This window comes from Janthinobacterium sp. GW458P, from assembly GCF_002127585.1.
Lineage (GTDB): Bacteria > Pseudomonadota > Gammaproteobacteria > Burkholderiales > Burkholderiaceae_D > Janthinobacterium.
This window is the reverse complement of the sequence record NZ_NEGZ01000001.1, coordinates 412,268-428,075: the sequence shown is the minus strand read 5'-3', so window position 1 is coordinate 428,075 and position 15,808 is coordinate 412,268. Positions and strand designations below refer to the sequence as shown.

General features: G+C 60.2%; 13 protein-coding genes. 5 read left to right on the top strand and 8 right to left on the bottom strand.

Annotation, left to right across the window (positions count from 1 at the left end; all coding sequences use genetic code 11):
- Nucleotides 1-13: 13 nt before the first annotated feature.
- The 4 genes from CBW50_RS01920 to CBW50_RS01905 all read right to left on the bottom strand — a co-directional run bounded on the left by CBW50_RS01920 (nucleotide 14) and on the right by CBW50_RS01905 (nucleotide 4,391).
- The gene (locus tag CBW50_RS01920) at nucleotides 14-604 is read right to left on the bottom strand and encodes a response regulator transcription factor (protein WP_253251893.1); all 591 of its coding nucleotides are present in this window, start codon (nucleotides 602-604) and stop codon (nucleotides 14-16) included.
- Between the two features lie 7 nt (nucleotides 605-611).
- Nucleotides 612-2,207, bottom strand: coding sequence for an ATP-binding protein (locus CBW50_RS01915; RefSeq protein ID WP_086143998.1), 1,596 nt, complete (start codon nucleotides 2,205-2,207; stop codon nucleotides 612-614).
- Nucleotides 2,208-2,319: 112 nt separating this feature from the next.
- Nucleotides 2,320-3,708: an ATP-binding protein gene (locus tag CBW50_RS01910; protein WP_086143919.1), complete on the bottom strand. Its 1,389-nt coding sequence runs from the start codon at nucleotides 3,706-3,708 to the stop codon at nucleotides 2,320-2,322.
- Nucleotides 3,705-4,391: a response regulator gene (locus tag CBW50_RS01905; protein WP_086143918.1), complete on the bottom strand. Its 687-nt coding sequence runs from the start codon at nucleotides 4,389-4,391 to the stop codon at nucleotides 3,705-3,707. The genes CBW50_RS01910 and CBW50_RS01905 overlap by 4 nt, the downstream gene beginning before the upstream one ends.
- A 157-nt stretch (nucleotides 4,392-4,548) precedes the next feature.
- Between CBW50_RS01905 and CBW50_RS01900 the strand changes: the two genes are divergently transcribed.
- From CBW50_RS01900 to CBW50_RS01885, 4 genes are all read left to right on the top strand, one after another.
- Nucleotides 4,549-5,370 (top strand): MipA/OmpV family protein, encoded by an 822-nt coding sequence (locus CBW50_RS01900; RefSeq protein WP_086143917.1) that lies wholly within the window; start codon nucleotides 4,549-4,551, stop codon nucleotides 5,368-5,370.
- Nucleotides 5,371-5,430: 60 nt separating this feature from the next.
- Complete coding sequence (locus tag CBW50_RS01895) at nucleotides 5,431-6,018, top strand: universal stress protein (RefSeq protein WP_139842376.1); 588 nt, start codon at nucleotides 5,431-5,433, stop codon at nucleotides 6,016-6,018.
- 31 nt (nucleotides 6,019-6,049) lie between these two features.
- A complete protein-coding gene (locus CBW50_RS01890) occupies nucleotides 6,050-7,063 on the top strand; it encodes a VirK/YbjX family protein (RefSeq protein WP_086143915.1) in 1,014 nt (337 codons plus the stop codon).
- A gap of 181 nt (nucleotides 7,064-7,244) precedes the next feature.
- Entirely contained in the window at nucleotides 7,245-7,475 is a 231-nt protein-coding gene (locus CBW50_RS01885; protein WP_071075660.1) for a DUF6139 family protein, read from the top strand.
- Nucleotides 7,476-7,539: 64 nt separating this feature from the next.
- Here CBW50_RS01885 and dnaE read toward each other — a convergent pair whose 3' ends face one another.
- On the bottom strand, nucleotides 7,540-11,079 hold the full coding sequence (gene dnaE / locus CBW50_RS01880) for a DNA polymerase III subunit alpha (RefSeq protein ID WP_086143914.1): 3,540 nt from the start codon (nucleotides 11,077-11,079) through the stop codon (nucleotides 7,540-7,542).
- 282 nt (nucleotides 11,080-11,361) lie between these two features.
- On the opposite strand from dnaE, the gene CBW50_RS01875 reads away from it, so the two are divergent.
- Nucleotides 11,362-12,204 (top strand): sulfurtransferase, encoded by an 843-nt coding sequence (locus tag CBW50_RS01875; RefSeq protein ID WP_086143997.1) that lies wholly within the window; start codon nucleotides 11,362-11,364, stop codon nucleotides 12,202-12,204.
- 39 nt (nucleotides 12,205-12,243) lie between these two features.
- Here the strand turns inward: CBW50_RS01875 and CBW50_RS01870 are convergent, their stop codons facing one another.
- From CBW50_RS01870 to CBW50_RS01860, 3 genes are all read right to left on the bottom strand, one after another.
- On the bottom strand, nucleotides 12,244-14,181 hold the full coding sequence (locus CBW50_RS01870) for a nucleoside-diphosphate sugar epimerase/dehydratase (protein WP_086143913.1): 1,938 nt from the start codon (nucleotides 14,179-14,181) through the stop codon (nucleotides 12,244-12,246).
- A 105-nt stretch (nucleotides 14,182-14,286) separates the two neighbouring features.
- Nucleotides 14,287-14,847, bottom strand: a complete 561-nt coding sequence (locus tag CBW50_RS01865; protein ID WP_086143912.1) for a sugar transferase — start codon at nucleotides 14,845-14,847, stop codon at nucleotides 14,287-14,289.
- Complete coding sequence (locus CBW50_RS01860) at nucleotides 14,848-15,804, bottom strand: SDR family oxidoreductase (RefSeq protein ID WP_086143996.1); 957 nt, start codon at nucleotides 15,802-15,804, stop codon at nucleotides 14,848-14,850.
- Between the last annotated feature and the right edge of the window lie 4 nt (nucleotides 15,805-15,808).

Genomic DNA, 15,808 nt, shown 5'->3' with positions numbered 1-15,808 from the left:
CCCTCAGCCGCGGCTAGCCTGGGCCCAGCATGCTGATGCGCACCAGGTCGGCCACGTTATCGACGCCCAGCTTGTCCATCAACCTGGCCTTGTGCACTTCCACGGTACGCACGGAAATACCGAGCGCCGGGGCAATGTCCCGGTTATGCTGCCCCGTCACCACCAATTGCATCACTTCCCGCTCGCGCGGCGTCAGGGCGCGCAGCAAGGCCTGTCCCTCGACTTGGCGCAGCAGCTGGCCGCGTGCGTGCGCCTCGCGCGAAAACGCTTCCTCAATAGCGGCCAGCAGCTTGTCGTGGTCGAATGGCTTTTCCAGGAAATCGCTGGCCTGCGCCTTGAACGCCTGGCGCGCCAGGGCCACGTCGCCATGTCCCGTGATGATGATGATGGGCAACATGCACTTCAGCTCCAGCAAACGACGCTGCAGGCTCAAGCCATCCATGCCCGACATGCGGATATCGATCAGCAAACAACCGGCCCACTCGCGCCGCCAGCTGTGCAGGAAATCCTCGCCGCAGGAAAACAGGGCCGTGCGGTAGCCACGGACACCCAGCAGCAAACCCAGCGCATCGCGCACAGCGGGGTCATCATCTACGATAAACACCGTCAAATTACTTGTCACCATACTCTCCAGTAACGGCCGTGCTGGCGCGCGCCAGGGGCAGAACAAAACGAAAAATACCATGCTTGCCCACTTCGGCCCATAGCTGGCCGCCATGCGCTTCAACAATGGCGCGGCTGAGCACCAGGCCCAACCCCAGGCCACTGGCCTTGGAAGACACAAAGGGCTCGAACAGACGCGCCGCCAGGCTGTTGGAAATGCCGGGCCCGCTATCCTCCACGGACAAGCGCAGCCGCCCGCCTTCAAGCCGCTCGGCCGACACCGTGATGCGACGCTGGCCGCGCGGCTGGCCCAGCACCGCATCCTGCGCATTGGCCAGCAGGTTACGCAACACCAGTTCGATCTGCAGGCGGTCGGCGTTCACAGCCAGCGGCGACGGCGGCGCCAGCACCAGTTCGATGCCGTGTTCATGGAATAGCGGCGTAAACTGGCGCGCCATGCCATCGATCAGGGCGCTCGCCTCCACCGCTTCGAGCTGCATCGCGCCCGTGCGGAAGAAGTCGCGCAGGCGGCGCACCACCTCCGCGGCGCGTCCCGATTCGACGATCATATGGCCGACCGCGCTTTGCAGCAAGGCGCCGTTCTCGCCACGCTCCAGCAGGTATTCGCACGCCTTGCCATAGGTCGACAAGGCCGTCAGCGGCTGGTTCAGCTCATGCGCCAGGGCAGCGGCCATCTCGCCGGCGGCCGCCAGGCGCATCGTGTGCTTGAGTTCATCGGCCACCTGGCGCATTTCATCGACGACGATGCCGATAAAAAACCCCACCAGCGCCAGCACGGCATCGAGCATCTGCAATTCATAAAACTGGATATCGACCGCATGCGACCATTTCACCAGGGTGATGATGCACAGTTGCAGCACAAACACGGCCAGTACGGCGCCATGCAAACCCTGGCGCGAGGCGGCCCAGATCACGGGAAGAAACAGGAAATAGAAATGCTTGTATTCCGAACGCACGATGGAGCCGAAGACGCTCCACAGCACGAAGCTGGCCAGGGCCAGATAAGCCAGGGTTTCCCAGCGCCAGACGGCGGCCCTCAGGCGCTCGCGTCCCCGCTCGCTGAACAGTACCCATATCAGCGGCATCGACACGACCATGCCTACCGTGTCACCGATGCCGAAACGCCACACCGCCGTCCCCCACTCGCCGGCCGGGATACGCCCTGTCAGCGACAGCAGCGAAATATAGCCGAAGGCGTTGAACATGGTGCCAAGCAAGACGATGGCGACCCAGGTGACCAGCCGGCGCCGGTTATCGAAGATATCGCTGCTGCTGAAACTGCGGCGCAGGGCAGTACCGATTCCGCCATATCCGAGCACCAGCCACGCCGAACACAGCACGGTCAATGGCAGGCCGGCGGGCATGCCGCGCACCAGCACCTCGCCGGCCAGCAGCGCAATAAACCAGGGCAGCGCCGCCTTGCGGCCATGGATCAGCCAAAAAACCAGGCCCAGCGCGGGATCCGGATTCCAGGGCGTGATGTTCAGTCCATACATCGGGTCGATATATGTGGCCCAGTCGAACAGCAGGTACAGGCCGACAAAGGCGGGATACGGCAGGTAGCGGGACAGGAATGGGCGCATAACGGTGTTTTCTGACTGTCCCGCATTATGCATCGCAGGCGTGCGCCACGCCATGCCATCTTGCGTTATATACACATAAAATAATCTTCATGCAATACCACAAGACGCGCAGTCAGGCATCGGCCAGCGGCAACCGTACCTCCACCAGCAAGCCCAGGCCACCATTGCCACGGTGCAACTGAATCGTGCCGCCATGCTGGCGTACTACCGAGGCAACGATGGACAAGCCCAGGCCGCTGCCCGGCTGCGGCTGCTGCGGCGCGCGGAAGAAACGGTCGAACACGCGCTCATACAGGGCCGGCGCGATGCCTGGCCCCTGATCGGCCACATGCACGACGGCGTGGCCCCGTTCCGCGTGCAGCGACACCGTCACGCTGCTGCCACGCGGACTGTACTTGATGGCGTTTTCCACCAGGTTGTCGATCAGCGATACCAGGCTTTCACGCTGGCCTGGCACGCGCAGCGACACGCTGGCCTGCAGCTCGAGTTCGATGCCGCCCGCTTGTGCCAGGCCGGACAGGGCAGCCAGACGGTCTTGCAGCAAGGTATCGAGCGCCTGCAGCCGGAGTTGCTCACCCGCCTCCGCCTGCACCTCGCTGCGCGTCAGTTGCAGCAACTGGCCCACCAGGCGCGCCGCGCGGTTGCCGCTGTTCAGGATGCCGTCCAGCAACTCCTGCTGGCGTGGGTCATGCGTCTGGCCCTGCAGGGCCTCGACATTGACGCGCATGGCCGCCAGCGGCGTGCGCAGTTCATGCGTGGCGTCGGCGATGAAGCTGCGCTCGCGCGCGGCGCTCGTGTCGACGCGCTGCAACAGCGCATTGATATTGTCGACCAGCGCCGCCAGTTCGCCGTGCGGCGGCTTGAACGTCAGCGGACGCAAATCCTGCGGGCCGCGCGCCGCCACCTCCTGCGCCACCTTGCGCCACGGGCGCATGGCCAGACGGATCGACAGCCAGGCCGGCAACAGCAGAAAAGGCAAGCTGATCAGTAACGGCAGCAAGTAATAACCATGTGAATTGATGGTGACGAAGAATTGCCAGGCGCCGCCCGCCTCCAGCACGGTCACGCGCGTGACGCCCTCGACCAGGCTGCGGCTGCGCCAGGCCTGGCCCTTGATATACACCACTTCCATCTGCTCCGGGCCGGCGCTGCGGATACCGCTGGGCGCGTCGGGCGACTTGTAGACCAGCTTGCCGTCACGCCAGACCAGAATGCGCGGCGCCAGCTCCGGCAACTGCCCCATTTCAAACTCCTCGCGCAAGGCTTCATCGATCGCACGCAGGCTGTGCTGCTGTCGCTGCGGCTGGTCGGCCAGATTGTCGGCCACGCTGATGATGGCGCGCAGCACGCCGCGGCTCACATTGCTCGCTTCGCCGGTGCCCTCGATCAGCACATACGCGACCGCCAGGCTCCACAACACTGTCAGCATCAGCATTTGCGCCATCATCAGGCGGCGCACCAGCGTGGGGCGCCACAACATGCGCCAGAAACGCCCCATCATGTGCCGGCGCCAGGCTGAGCGGGCGTATCGCCCTGCTGGTCGATCACATAACCGACGCCGCGCACGGTACGGATATAGCCTTCGCCTATCTTGCGGCGCAGGTTACCCATATGTACATCCAGGGTATTGCTGGCATTGGCCAGGCCGCCCGGCAGGATGTGTTCCTCCAGCACGCGGCGCGTGATGACGCGGTTGGCGCGCATCAGCAAGGTTTTCAGCAGCGCATATTCGCTGGCCGTCAGCTCCACGGGACGGCCGTGGACACTGACGCGGCGCGTGGGCACTTGCAGCAGCAGGCCGCGCAGCTCGATGGTATCGCCGTCGAAGCCGTAGCTGCGGCGCGCCAGCGCGCGCACGCGCGAGAGCAGCTCGGCCAGCACGAACGGTTTCACCAGGTAATCATCGGCGCCGGCGTCCAGCCCGCGCAAGCGCTGCTCCAGCGTGTCGCGGGCGCTGAGAATCAGCACCGGCAGGCGGGCCGTGCGCAATCTGGCCAGCAGGTCGAGGCCATCGCCGTCGGGCAAGCCCAGGTCCAGCAGTACCAGCTCGCAGCTGTCGTGCTCCAGGCTGCGCACCGCATCGTCCAGGCTGCGCACCCAGACTACTTGCATGCCCTGGTCACGCAGGGCGATGCGCACGCCATTGCCCAGGTCCATATCATCTTCAATCAGCAGTATCTTCATGCATCGTATTAAACCACCGCTAGCTGAAGAATAGGTAAAGAAGCAGCCTTCATGCAATCTTCATAAAGGGCTCATTTTTCCTTCATGACACAGGCCGATACTAGCCGCAGTCAATCGAGCCACTCCGGCCTCGGTTCTCCACCTGACGGAAACCTCCATGCACGCACCTACTACCCTGTTGACCTCGCTGGCACTGGCCTGCGGCCTGACCCTGAACCCGTTGGCCGCAGCCGCCGCCGAACCCGCCCCGGAAAATGTCTTCACCATCGGCGGCGGCGTTGCCGCCGTGTCCAGCTATTCCGGCTCCGACAAGCTGTCCGCCTCGCCGCTGGTCATTCTCGACTACGCCATGGCCAACGGCCTGTTCTTCAGCACTTCGCGCGGCATCGGCTACGGCGGCCAGGCCGGCCCCTTCAGCTACAGCGCCGCGCTGGGCTACCGCGGCAACCGCGAAGACCACAAGCGCAAGGGCGTCAACGGCTGGGGCGGCAGCGACTACCTGAAGGGCATGGGCGAAGTCAAGGGCAACGCCAGCGCCCTGCTGAGCGCCGCCTACTCCCCCATGCCGGGCGTGTCGCTGAGCGTCTCGAGCGACATCCCCCTGTCGAATCGCGAAAATGGCGCGAACGTGCATTTCGGCGCCAGCGGCCAGGTCTACGGCAGGGCTGACGCCAAGGGCGTACAGCAGGACAGCGTGACCATCGGCGGGCAGCTGGGCTGGGGCGAGCGCAAGTACGTGCAGACCATGTATGGCGTGACGGCGGCCCAGGCGGCAAATACCTCGTTCAAGCAATACACGCCCAAAGGCGGCTTTTATGAAGCGCAAGCCACCGTCAACTGGGAGCACCGCATCGATGCGCGCTGGGGCGTCAATACGCTGATCGGCGTCGAGAGCCGTCTGGGCGACGCGGCCAAGAGCCCCATCGTGCAGCGCAAGACATCGCCGATCGGCGCCGTGTATGTCACTTACCGCTATTAAAACGGGCGCGGCATAAGGGAAACCCGTACGCTGTTTCGCCAATTTACACGGCTTGAGGGCATGGATAAGATGACATGGTTTTCCCTCCACTGCCCCCCGTCCATGCATGCATCGCGCCTTGTCCCGCAACGTACCCGCGCTCCCGACAGCGCCGCGGGAACTTGCGGCCAGCCGGGCCAGGCGACGCTGCAGCTGCTCCTGCCCGTCAAGCATACCAGCGACATCATCTACGGCGCGCGCTACGCCAGGCGGATGCAGGAATGGGGCATCAAGGTCCGCGTCAGCCTGCTGCACGTGACGCCGGCGCCGTCCCGGCAGGCGAAGGGAGTGCCGCAGCAAAGCGCCGGCGACGGCGTGGGCAGCATGCTCGATGCTGCCACCCAACAGATGATGCACGAGGCGGGCTTGTACCTGAGCCGTTCGTATATTGATTTCAGCACCCACATTTTCGCCGGCGAACTGCTGTTCACGATACTCGATACGGCAGAACTGCTGGGATGCCACGAAGTTATCTTGCCAACGCACAGGCATAGCGGCTGGCCGCGTCATTTTTCGGGCGGGCTGGCCGGCAAGCTGGCGCGTGCCAGCCGCTGCGCCACCATCCTGCTGGCAAACCACGAGGGCGTCAGCAGCCCGGTACCCGTCTGAGCCGAAACGGCTTCGACGTTCTCTCTTTACCATGGACATGCGCACGATGATGCCAACTATTACCCTGTCAGACGGCTTGATGGCGATGCCGAGCGGCCTACGCCGCTGGCGTGAAATGCTCAAACTGCATCTGCGCGCCCGCGTGCAACAGCGCCAAACCCGCCTCTGGCTGCAACTGCTGAACTCGAATCCGGTTTTTCATGAGCTGGTACAGGCGTATCCGCACATGATCCACAAGGTCTACCGCCCCTACCTGAGCCTTACACTGAATTGCCGCCAGCGTGTGGAGTTGCTGGCCGAACACTACCACTTCATCCTGCAGCAAGGCTGGGGCAAGCTGATGAGTCAAGCGGCCCGCGGCCCCGTGCGCCTCGGCACGGTGCACGGCAAATCGGGCGCTCCCTACCACCTGCAACTGTGTTCGCTGCATCCGATGGACCGCGAAGGCGAGATGGTGCTGCAACTGATGCATGACGACGACGTGCTCTATTCGATCGCCTTCTCCTTCTTCGGTAGCCAGCTGCGTGCCACCCTGGGCGTGAGCGTCGGCTGCGTGCAAGGTCCGAAGGGGCAGGAAAGCGTGCACCGCGTGCGCGAGGCCACGCGCGACCTGCATGGCATGCGTCCCAAGACCCTGATGGTGCGCCTGGTGCGCCAACTGGGATACGAACATGGCTGCAGCAAGATGCTTCTTGTCGGCAATATCAACCGCGCCGTGCACCATTCCGCAAAGAAAGGACGTTTGTTCGCCGACTACAATGCATTGTGGCAAGAACTGGGAGCACAAGTACGCCAGGACGGTGATTTTGAGTTGCCATGCGAAAACCTGCCCTTGCCGGCACTGGAAGAAATTCCTTCCAAAAAGCGCTCGGAAGCACGCAAGCGCCATGAGCTGACGCTGGCGATGATCGCCAGCCTGCGCAGCGGCCTCGACTCCCATCGCTGCCAGATCCAGCTGGCCTCAGCCGGCGCCGCGGCAGCGACCAACGATACACGCCAGTTTGCCGATCTCGACGACGACGATTACGCCTCCGCCATCGCCTGACGCGGGATGGCCAGTGCATGACGCCCCGCCCCTGCGTCCCGGCCCGCCGCCATTGCCATCCGCCGTTCTTCCCTGTAGCACACTTGCACAATCCGTCTGGGGCGTAATCCTGTTACGCTAGCACTATCGGTAGGCACTTCGGGTGCGCCGGTTTCCCCAAACGCTTACTAGGAGGCAAGTCATGCGCGTAGACATCTACCGCCGGGCCGAGCACGACGGCATTTTTTCCTACCTCGCCGTGCCGGAAGGAAAGATCATTCCTGAAGAGGTGACCAACACCGACTGGCAACTCGAAGTACGCGCCAGCGAAGTGGCCGACGATGCCGAAATCTTGCCCGACTACCATATCGAACAGCCGCACCAGCAGATCGCCGCCAAGGGCTATGCGATCACGGGCCTGAAAGACATGTAAACGAAAAAAGCCAAACCTGAATATCTGCGGTTTGGCTTTGTTTTACGAGCTGGACCGTTGCCGGTCAGTACTCGACCGCCACCTCTTGCGCGCCCAGCACCTGCTCGAGCGCCGTCTGCAACTCGTCGGACGGCGCCACGCGCCACGCATCGCCGAATTGCAGCACGCAGCTGACGCCTTGCGGGCTGACCTTGGCGGCGATCGGCAATCCGTCTTCAGCCCGGTGCGGCATGATCACGTCGCTGATGCGTTTCATGTCCAGCGTCGTGGGCAGAGTCAGGCCCAACTGGCGGCCATACTGCACGCGCGCGGCGATGATGTCGAAGGCGCTCTCGGCCGTGATGCGCAAGCCACCCGAGAAACGGTCTTCCGACACCTTGCCCACGACGGCGAGGAATTCATCTTCCTTGAAGATTTTCTTGTTGGCTTCGAACAATTCGCCATATACCGTCACTTCCACCGTGCCGCTCTTGTCGTCGAGCGTGACGATGAGGATCTTGCCGCGCTGCGTCATCTGCGTGCGCAAGCCCGTGATGACGCCCGCCATCATGCGCGGTTCGCGCGATGGCGACAGTTCCGACAATTTCGTGCGCGCAAAACGGCGCGCCTCGGGTGCATACGAATCGAACAGGTGGCCGGACAAATAGAAGCCCAGCGCAATCTTTTCTTCCGTCAGGCGCTGTTTATCCGTCCACACGGGAACCTTCACGTACTCGGGCGGCGCCACCATGTCGCTGTCATCGCCGCCGAACAGGCTCACCTGATTCGCCGCCTTGGCCGCCTGGTCGGCGCATTCCATGGCGAACGCCACGGATGCGAGCAGGATGGCGCGGTCGACCTTCAGGCAGTCGAAGGCGCCGCTGCGGATCAGGGACTCGATGGTGCGGCGGTTGATTTGCTTTTTATCAACACGCTTGCAGAAATCGAACAGGCTCGTGAATGGACCGCCTGCCTCGCGCGCGGCGATGATGGCTTCGATGGCGTTCTGGCCGGAACCCTTCACGGCGCCCAGGCCATAGCGGATCTGCGTGACTTTCTTGCCGCTCACGGATGGCGGCGCGCCGCTCGGCGTGAAGCGGTAATCGGACTCATTGATGTCTGGCGGCAACAAGGTCAGCTTGCAGATTTCCAGCGAATCTTCCACCAGAATCTTGATCTTGTCCGTGTCGTCCATGGCCAGCGACAAGTTGGCGGCCATGAAGGCGGCCGTGTGGTGCGCTTTTAAATAGGCCGTGTGGTACGACAGCAGGGCGTAGGCGGCAGCGTGCGATTTGTTAAAACCGTAGCCGGCGAACTTTTCCATCAAGTCGAAGATCTCGTCGGCCTTTTCCGCCGTCAAGCCGTCCTTCGCCGCACCGGCGCGGAAGATCTCGCGGTGCTCGGCCATCTCTTCGGCCTTCTTCTTGCCCATGGCGCGGCGCAGCATGTCGGCGCCGCCCAGCGAGTAGCCGCCGACGATCTGCGCCATCTGCATCACCTGCTCCTGATACACCATGATGCCGTAGGTTTCGGACAGAATCGATTCCGTGCGCGGATCGGGATAATCGAAGCGTTCGCCGTGCTTGCGCTTGCAAAAATCGGGAATCAGGTCCATCGGCCCCGGACGGTACAGCGCCACGAGCGCGATAATGTCTTCGAAGCGGTCGGGACGCGCGTCTTTCAGCATGCCCTGCATGCCGCGCGACTCCAGCTGGAACACGGCCACCGTCTTGGCCTTGGTCAGCAGGTCGTACGACGGCTTGTCGTTCAGCGGCAATGTTGCCAGATCGAAATTAGCTTGCGCAGGATCAAGCTGCTTGATGTAGCGCACGGCGCGGTCGAGAATCGTCAGCGTCGTCAAACCCAAAAAGTCGAACTTTACGAGGCCGACGGCTTCCACGTCATCCTTGTCGTACTGCGACACGACGCCGGAGTCGCCGCCCTGCGTGTACAGCGGGCAGAAATCCGTCAGCTTGCCCGGGGCGATCAGCACGCCCCCCGCGTGCATGCCGATATTGCGCGTGATGCCTTCGACTTGCTGCGCCAGATCCAGCAATTGCTTGACCTCTTCCTCGTTTTCCAGGCGCTCCTTGAGCAGCGGCTCCTCTTCGATGGCGTCGGCGATCGACACGGGCTTGCCGGGCTTGAACGGGATCAGCTTGGAGATGCCGTCGCAGAAGTTATAGCCGAAATCCATCACGCGCCCCACGTCGCGGATCGCGCCCTTGGCCGCCATGGTACCAAAGGTGGCGATCTGCGAGACGGCCTCCTTGCCGTACAGATCCTTGACGTGCTGGATGACGCGGTCGCGCCCTTCCTGACAAAAGTCAATATCGAAGTCGGGCATCGAGACGCGTTCGGGATTCAGGAAGCGCTCGAACAGCAGGTTGTATTGCAATGGATCAAGATCGGTAATCAGCAGCGAATACGCCACCAGCGAACCGGCGCCCGAACCGCGGCCCGGACCGACAGGCACGCCGTTTTCCTTGGCCCACTGGATGAATTCGGCCACAATGAGGAAGTAGCCGGGGAATTTCATGTTGCAAATCGTGTCCGTCTCGAATTTCAAACGCGATTCATAGCGCGGGCGCTCCTTTTCGCGCCGTTCCGGGTCCGGATACAGCTGGATCAGGCGCTTTTCCAGGCCCGCCTGCGATTCGGCGACGAGGAACTGGTCGATCGTCATGCCCGGCGGGGTGGGGAAATTCGGCAGTTGCGGCTTGCCCAGGGTCAAAGTCAGGTTGCAGCGCTTGGCGATTTCCACGGAATTGGCCAGCGCGGCCGGCAGGTCGGCGAACAATTCCGCCATGTCGGCCTGCGACAGGAAGCGCTGGCTGTCGTTGAAGCGTTTGACACGCTTGGCGTTGGCCAGCATTTCGCCTTCGGCGATACAGGTGCGGGCTTCGTGGGCAATAAATTCTTCAGGGGAAATAAATTGCACGGGATGCGTGGCCACCACGGGCAAGCCCAGCTTGGCCGCTAGGGCCACCGCGTGGCGCACCTGCGCTTCCTGGTTGGCCTGGCCGCCGCGCTGGATCTCGACATAGAAATGGCCGGGGAAAATCTCGGCCCAGCGCTGCGCATTGCGCTCGGCCAGGGCCAGGTTGCCATTCTCGATGGCGATGCCGACATCGCCAAAATGCGCGCCGGACAGCGCGATCAAGCCATTGGCCGCGCTCTCGCCCGGGTACAGGTCGTAGGTATTCGTCGCCAGCGCCTGCAGCCACTCGATGCGCAGCTCGGCGCGGCCCTTGTACTGGTTCGTTAGCCAGGCCGTCGACAGCAGTTCGCACAACTGCAGATAGCCCATGCGGTTCTTCGCCAGCAGCAGCAGGCGCGACGGTTTTTCGCGGTTGTCGTCATTCGTGATCCACACATCGACGCCAACGATGGGCTTGATACCCTTGCCGCGCGCTTCCTTGTAGAACTTGACCATGCCAAACAGGTTCGACAAGTCGGTGACGGCCAGCGCCACCTGCTTGTCCTTGGCCGCCGCCTTGACCACGTCGTCGATGCGCACCAGGCCATCGACGATCGAGTACTCCGAGTGCACGCGCAAGTGGACGAATGCGGGGCCCTGCGGCACCGCTTGCTGTGAACCTGCCGGAGCGCCGGCCTCTTGCATTACCATTTCCATCCTGTGTACCGTTTCGTGCAAAATTCAATGGGGTCTATTCTACCGCGTCGCGGCCCCGGACCGGCGTTGCCGGCTCACGCTGCGGGCAAGAAATTACCGCCCTGCGCAGCCAGACGGCATGGCAATACGCGGCACGGCGGGTATCCCGCCTGGCCAGCCGGGCTTATAATATCGGCTGTTCAGTCTAAGCCGATCGCCATCATGCAAGCCATCACCCAAGCAACACCCGCCGTTTCCGCCGCCGCCAGCCCCCTGGCCGCCACACCCGCCATGACTTTTGTCAATATTGCAGCGTATAAATTCATCACGCTGGCCGATACGGAAGCCATGCGTCCCTTGTATCAGGAGCAATGCCTGGCGCTGGGCCTGAAGGGCACGATCCTGCTGACGCCGGAAGGCATCAACATGTTCCTGTCGGGCACGCGCGAGCATATCGACAGCTTCCTCGCATGGGTGCGCCTGGACGCCCGCCTGGCGGACCTGGAATGGAAGGAAAGCTTGTCGAACGAGCAATCGCACAAGCGCATGCTGGTCAAGCTGAAAAAAGAAATCATCACCATGCGCATGCCGCTGATCAAACCGGAACTGGGCCGCGCCCCGTCCGTCGATGCGCACACGCTCAAGCGCTGGCTTGACGCCGGCGTCGACGATGCGGGCAAACCGGTGGTCATGATGGAAACGCGCAACGCGTTTGAAGTGGACGTGGGCTCGTTCAACAACACGCTCGATTATCGTATCGACAAGTTTACGGAATTCCCGGCCGTGGCCGCCGCGCACAAGGACGAACTGGAAGGCAAGACCGTCGTCACCTTCTGCACCGGCGGCATCCGCTGCGAAAAGGCCGCCATCCACATGAAGGAAATCGGCTATGACAGCGTGTACCAGCTCGATGGCGGCATTTTGAAGTATTTCGAGGAAGTGGGCGGCGACCACTACACGGGCGACTGCTTCGTCTTCGACTACCGCACGGCCCTGAACCCGAAACTGGAACCGACGGAAACCGTGCAGTGCTTCGTCTGCCGCGCCGTCGTCACGCCACGCCAGCAACTGGCGCCGGAATATGTGTACGAGGTGTCATGCCCGCATTGCTACCATCGGCATAGCCAAGCTTGATTGCGATGCAGGCAGCTGACGCAGCCTGCGAATGTCGAATTAATGAAGTGAAGACTTGAGCCCGGACTGGCTATCGCGCGACGACAGATCATTGGCGCACCAGATTAGGTCTTCGATATCACATTGCGGCTCATACTCCATCACAATGCGCAGCAACAAGGCGCGTACGGCGACATGATCAAATTGATCACAGGCGGCCCCCAACTCCTGCAACATGCCATCGAGTCTAGCCCATGGAATTTCGGCCTCCTGCGCGCGCATAATCAATGGATGCTCGGTTCCTTCCACATTATCCCCGATCAGAAGTTCCTCATACAGTTTTTCGCCAGGCCGCAAACCTACATGCTGGATTTCTATCGCGCCATTGGGCGTTAACTCACTTTTGACGTCCAAGCCACTCAAATGGATCATACGCTTGGCCAAGTCGACAATTTTCACCGGCGCCCCCATATCCAGAACAAAAACGTCGCCGCCAGCCCCCATGGCACCGGCCTGTAACACCAATTGCGCTGCCTCTGGAATCGTCATGAAATAGCGGGTAATTTCAGGGTGGGTAATCGTAATGGGTCCCCCAGCAATAATCTGCTTGCGGAACAAGGGAACTACTGAGCCGGAAGATCCCAGTACGTTTCCAAAACGAACCATGCAAAACCGTGTCTTGTCCTGTTCGCGAGCAAAAGCCTGCAGGATCAGTTCCGCCAGACGTTTGGTGGATCCCATGACATTTGTTGGCCGTACTGCCTTGTCTGTGGAAATCAGCACAAAGCGCTTAACATTGGCGGCAATGGCCGCACGCGCCATGCTCAATGTGCCAAACGCATTGTTACGTATACCTTCGATCGGATTATGTTCCACCAAAGGCACATGCTTGTAGGCGGCAGCGTGATACAGCGTTTCAACACCAAAAGTGCACAGAATTTTTTCACATTTCTCGGTATCGAGTACAGAACCGAGAAATGGCATCAATTGCACCTGAATATTCCGCAGGCGTAATAATCCTTGCAACTCCTGTTCAATAGAGTAAAGTGCGAACTCCGACATTTCCAACAAAATCATTTGCGCCGGGCGCTGATTCAAAATCTGGCGGCACAGTTCAGAACCGATTGATCCACCCGCTCCGGTAACCATAACAACCTTACCAGTAATACACATTGCCATCAGATCTTGATTTGGCTCAACGGCATCACGTCCCAGCAAATCTTCAATTTCGACTTCCCGCATATCCTGAATGCGCGCAGATCCATTGATCAAATTCTTGATCGGAGGCGCCACCAGCGTCTTCACCTTAAGTGGCTCCAGTTTGTCGAGAATAAGGCGTTGCTGCGCCTTCGACAGGGACGGCATCGCCAAGACAATTTTGGAAATCTCCTTGGATTCAATCAAATCAGCCAAAGCGTCGGACGGATACACGGTAATACCAGCAATCGTGGCGCCCCGCAATTCCTTCTTATCGTCAATAAACACGACAGGACGATACTCTCCAGCATGGCTCAGGGCTTGAGCCAGCTGGTTGCCAGAGACTCCGGCGCCATAAATGGCAACACGAACGCTGTCCATTTTTCTGCTTGCATGCGAAAAATAGCCCCGCGCAATAAAGCGGCTTGCAGCGACATACATAATGGCGCTGACCCAATAAATACCAAATACCCCGCGAGAAAGACCAATCATACTGGTGGCAAACGCAGTTACGGCGAGCAGTATTGCCACCGAAAGCGTGACACCAAACAGCACCACATAAATAATCTTGTAATCGATGAAACGGATAACTGCCCGGTACAAACCCAAGCGAATAAAGATCGGAATCGAGACTAATGGCGCAGCCATGATCAGCCACAGATAGGGGCGAATTACGTCGGGTCCAACGCTATCGAAACGCAGAAAAATGGCCGCAAGAAAAGTCAGTGGCAGAAAAATCAAGTCCGTCGTCACTGCGACGATTTGCTTGCGTCTGCGGGGAAATTCCAATAACAGCTTCATTAAGACATCCAGTAAAAGAACTACACTATCAATCCAGCACGCAATCCATGCATACCTACAGCACCGGGTTCAGGTCGCGTTACAGCAAGAAACCCTTTCTTTGCATCAATGTTTGATGCCATCACGCCGCAGTACTTTAAACAATGTCATGAAGATGATCTGCATATCGAATACCAGTGACTGTCTCTGCGCATACTCCATGTCCAGCTTGACCTTCTGCGGAATAGGCAAATCATCACGTCCGTTGACCTGGGCCCAACCAGTCAAGCCCGGCCTTAAGGCATCGACGCTATGCTGCGTACGCAGGGCAATCAGATCATCCTGATTAAACAAAGCAGGACGAGGGCCAACGACGCTCATATCCCCACGTAGGATGCTCCACAACTGCGGCAACTCATCGAGACTAGATTTGCGCAAGAAAGAACCTGGCGGGGTCAAGAACTGCGCCGCATTCTTCAATAAATGGGTAGCCACTGCCGGCGTATCAACACGCATGGTGCGAAACTTCGGCATCTTGAATATGCGATTATGGCGCCCCACGCGATCCGACCAGTACAGGACTGGTCCGCGCGAAGTCAAGCGGACGACAACCGCCACCAGTAGCAAGGGCACGCAAAAAATCGCCAGGGAAAATAAAACAAAACAAAGATCAAATACTCTTTTCATTTACAACCGATCAGCTAAAGATAAAAAATGCGCTACTGTCTTGTGAATGCTGTCATCGACACTTGCCGGCGGCACCCAGTCGAGCGTCGTGCGGGTATGCGCAATGTCCACTTGCAGAGATCCAAGCAAGCGGCTAGCGGCGGCAGATTTTCCCAGCACACCAGCGACGCCTGTCAGCACTCCCGCGGGCATCGAAAACAGAAGGGGCCGCGTCTTACCCATGGCAAAAGACAAGGAACGCAACAATTCGGTAATACTCAAGTCATGATCGTCGGAAACCAGAAAAACTTCGCCAGATGCACGCGGATGGCTGCAACACACGGTTAGCAAATCGACCAAATTATCAAGGCCGACCATGCTACGACGATTATGTACCGCCCCCAATGGCAAGGGAATCCCCTTCCTTAGCAACTGCATCAAGCGCTGGAAATTGGCGCGGACACCGGGACCGTACACCAGCGGCGGACGCACAATAACCAATTCCAGACCGGTTTCCTGCGCCAGCACCTGCAAACCACGCTCAGCCTCCAGCTTGGAAAAGCCATAAGGATCCAATGGCGCTGGCTGATCCTGCGAAGTAAACGGTGTACCGTGGGTAGCCTCGCCATTCACCTTGATACTACTGACATAAATGAAGCGCCGCACGCCGCTGCGCACAGCCTGCCGGGCCAAGTTCAAAGTAGCATCCACGTTCACAGCGCGAAATGCCGACAGCGGGTCACTCGATTGATCATCCATGACATGGACCCGTGCAGCCAGATGAACCACTACGTCGCAACCAGACAATGCCACAGACCAATCAGTTTGCGCAGTCAACGCTCCCACCAACACACGCGAAGGTAAACCAGACGCCTGGCGCGCGCTTCCTACATAAGACATATTGAGCGCGTCCAGATGCGCGCACAAAGCCGCGCCAACAAAACCGCTTGCGCCTGTAACGAGTATTTTATCGGGCATTCTG

Excerpts from the sequence above, each read along its gene's own strand:
- dnaE (WP_086143914.1), bottom strand. The coding sequence starts at position 11,079 with ATGCAAGAGGCCGGCGCTCCGGCAGGTTCACAGCAAGCGGTGCCGCAG.
- CBW50_RS01890 (WP_086143915.1), top strand. The coding sequence starts at position 6,050 with ATGGACATGCGCACGATGATGCCAACTATTACCCTGTCAGACGGCTTG.
- CBW50_RS01875 (WP_086143997.1), top strand. The coding sequence starts at position 11,362 with ATGACTTTTGTCAATATTGCAGCGTATAAATTCATCACGCTGGCCGAT.
- CBW50_RS01910 (WP_086143919.1), bottom strand. The coding sequence starts at position 3,708 with ATGATGGGGCGTTTCTGGCGCATGTTGTGGCGCCCCACGCTGGTGCGC.
- CBW50_RS01895 (WP_139842376.1), top strand. The coding sequence starts at position 5,431 with ATGGATAAGATGACATGGTTTTCCCTCCACTGCCCCCCGTCCATGCAT.
- CBW50_RS01860 (WP_086143996.1), bottom strand. The coding sequence starts at position 15,804 with ATGCCCGATAAAATACTCGTTACAGGCGCAAGCGGTTTTGTTGGCGCG.
- CBW50_RS01905 (WP_086143918.1), bottom strand. The coding sequence starts at position 4,391 with ATGAAGATACTGCTGATTGAAGATGATATGGACCTGGGCAATGGCGTG.
- CBW50_RS01885 (WP_071075660.1), top strand. The coding sequence starts at position 7,245 with ATGCGCGTAGACATCTACCGCCGGGCCGAGCACGACGGCATTTTTTCC.
- CBW50_RS01915 (WP_086143998.1), bottom strand. The coding sequence starts at position 2,207 with ATGCGCCCATTCCTGTCCCGCTACCTGCCGTATCCCGCCTTTGTCGGC.
- CBW50_RS01900 (WP_086143917.1), top strand. The coding sequence starts at position 4,549 with ATGCACGCACCTACTACCCTGTTGACCTCGCTGGCACTGGCCTGCGGC.
- CBW50_RS01870 (WP_086143913.1), bottom strand. The coding sequence starts at position 14,181 with ATGAAGCTGTTATTGGAATTTCCCCGCAGACGCAAGCAAATCGTCGCA.
- CBW50_RS01865 (WP_086143912.1), bottom strand. The coding sequence starts at position 14,847 with ATGAAAAGAGTATTTGATCTTTGTTTTGTTTTATTTTCCCTGGCGATT.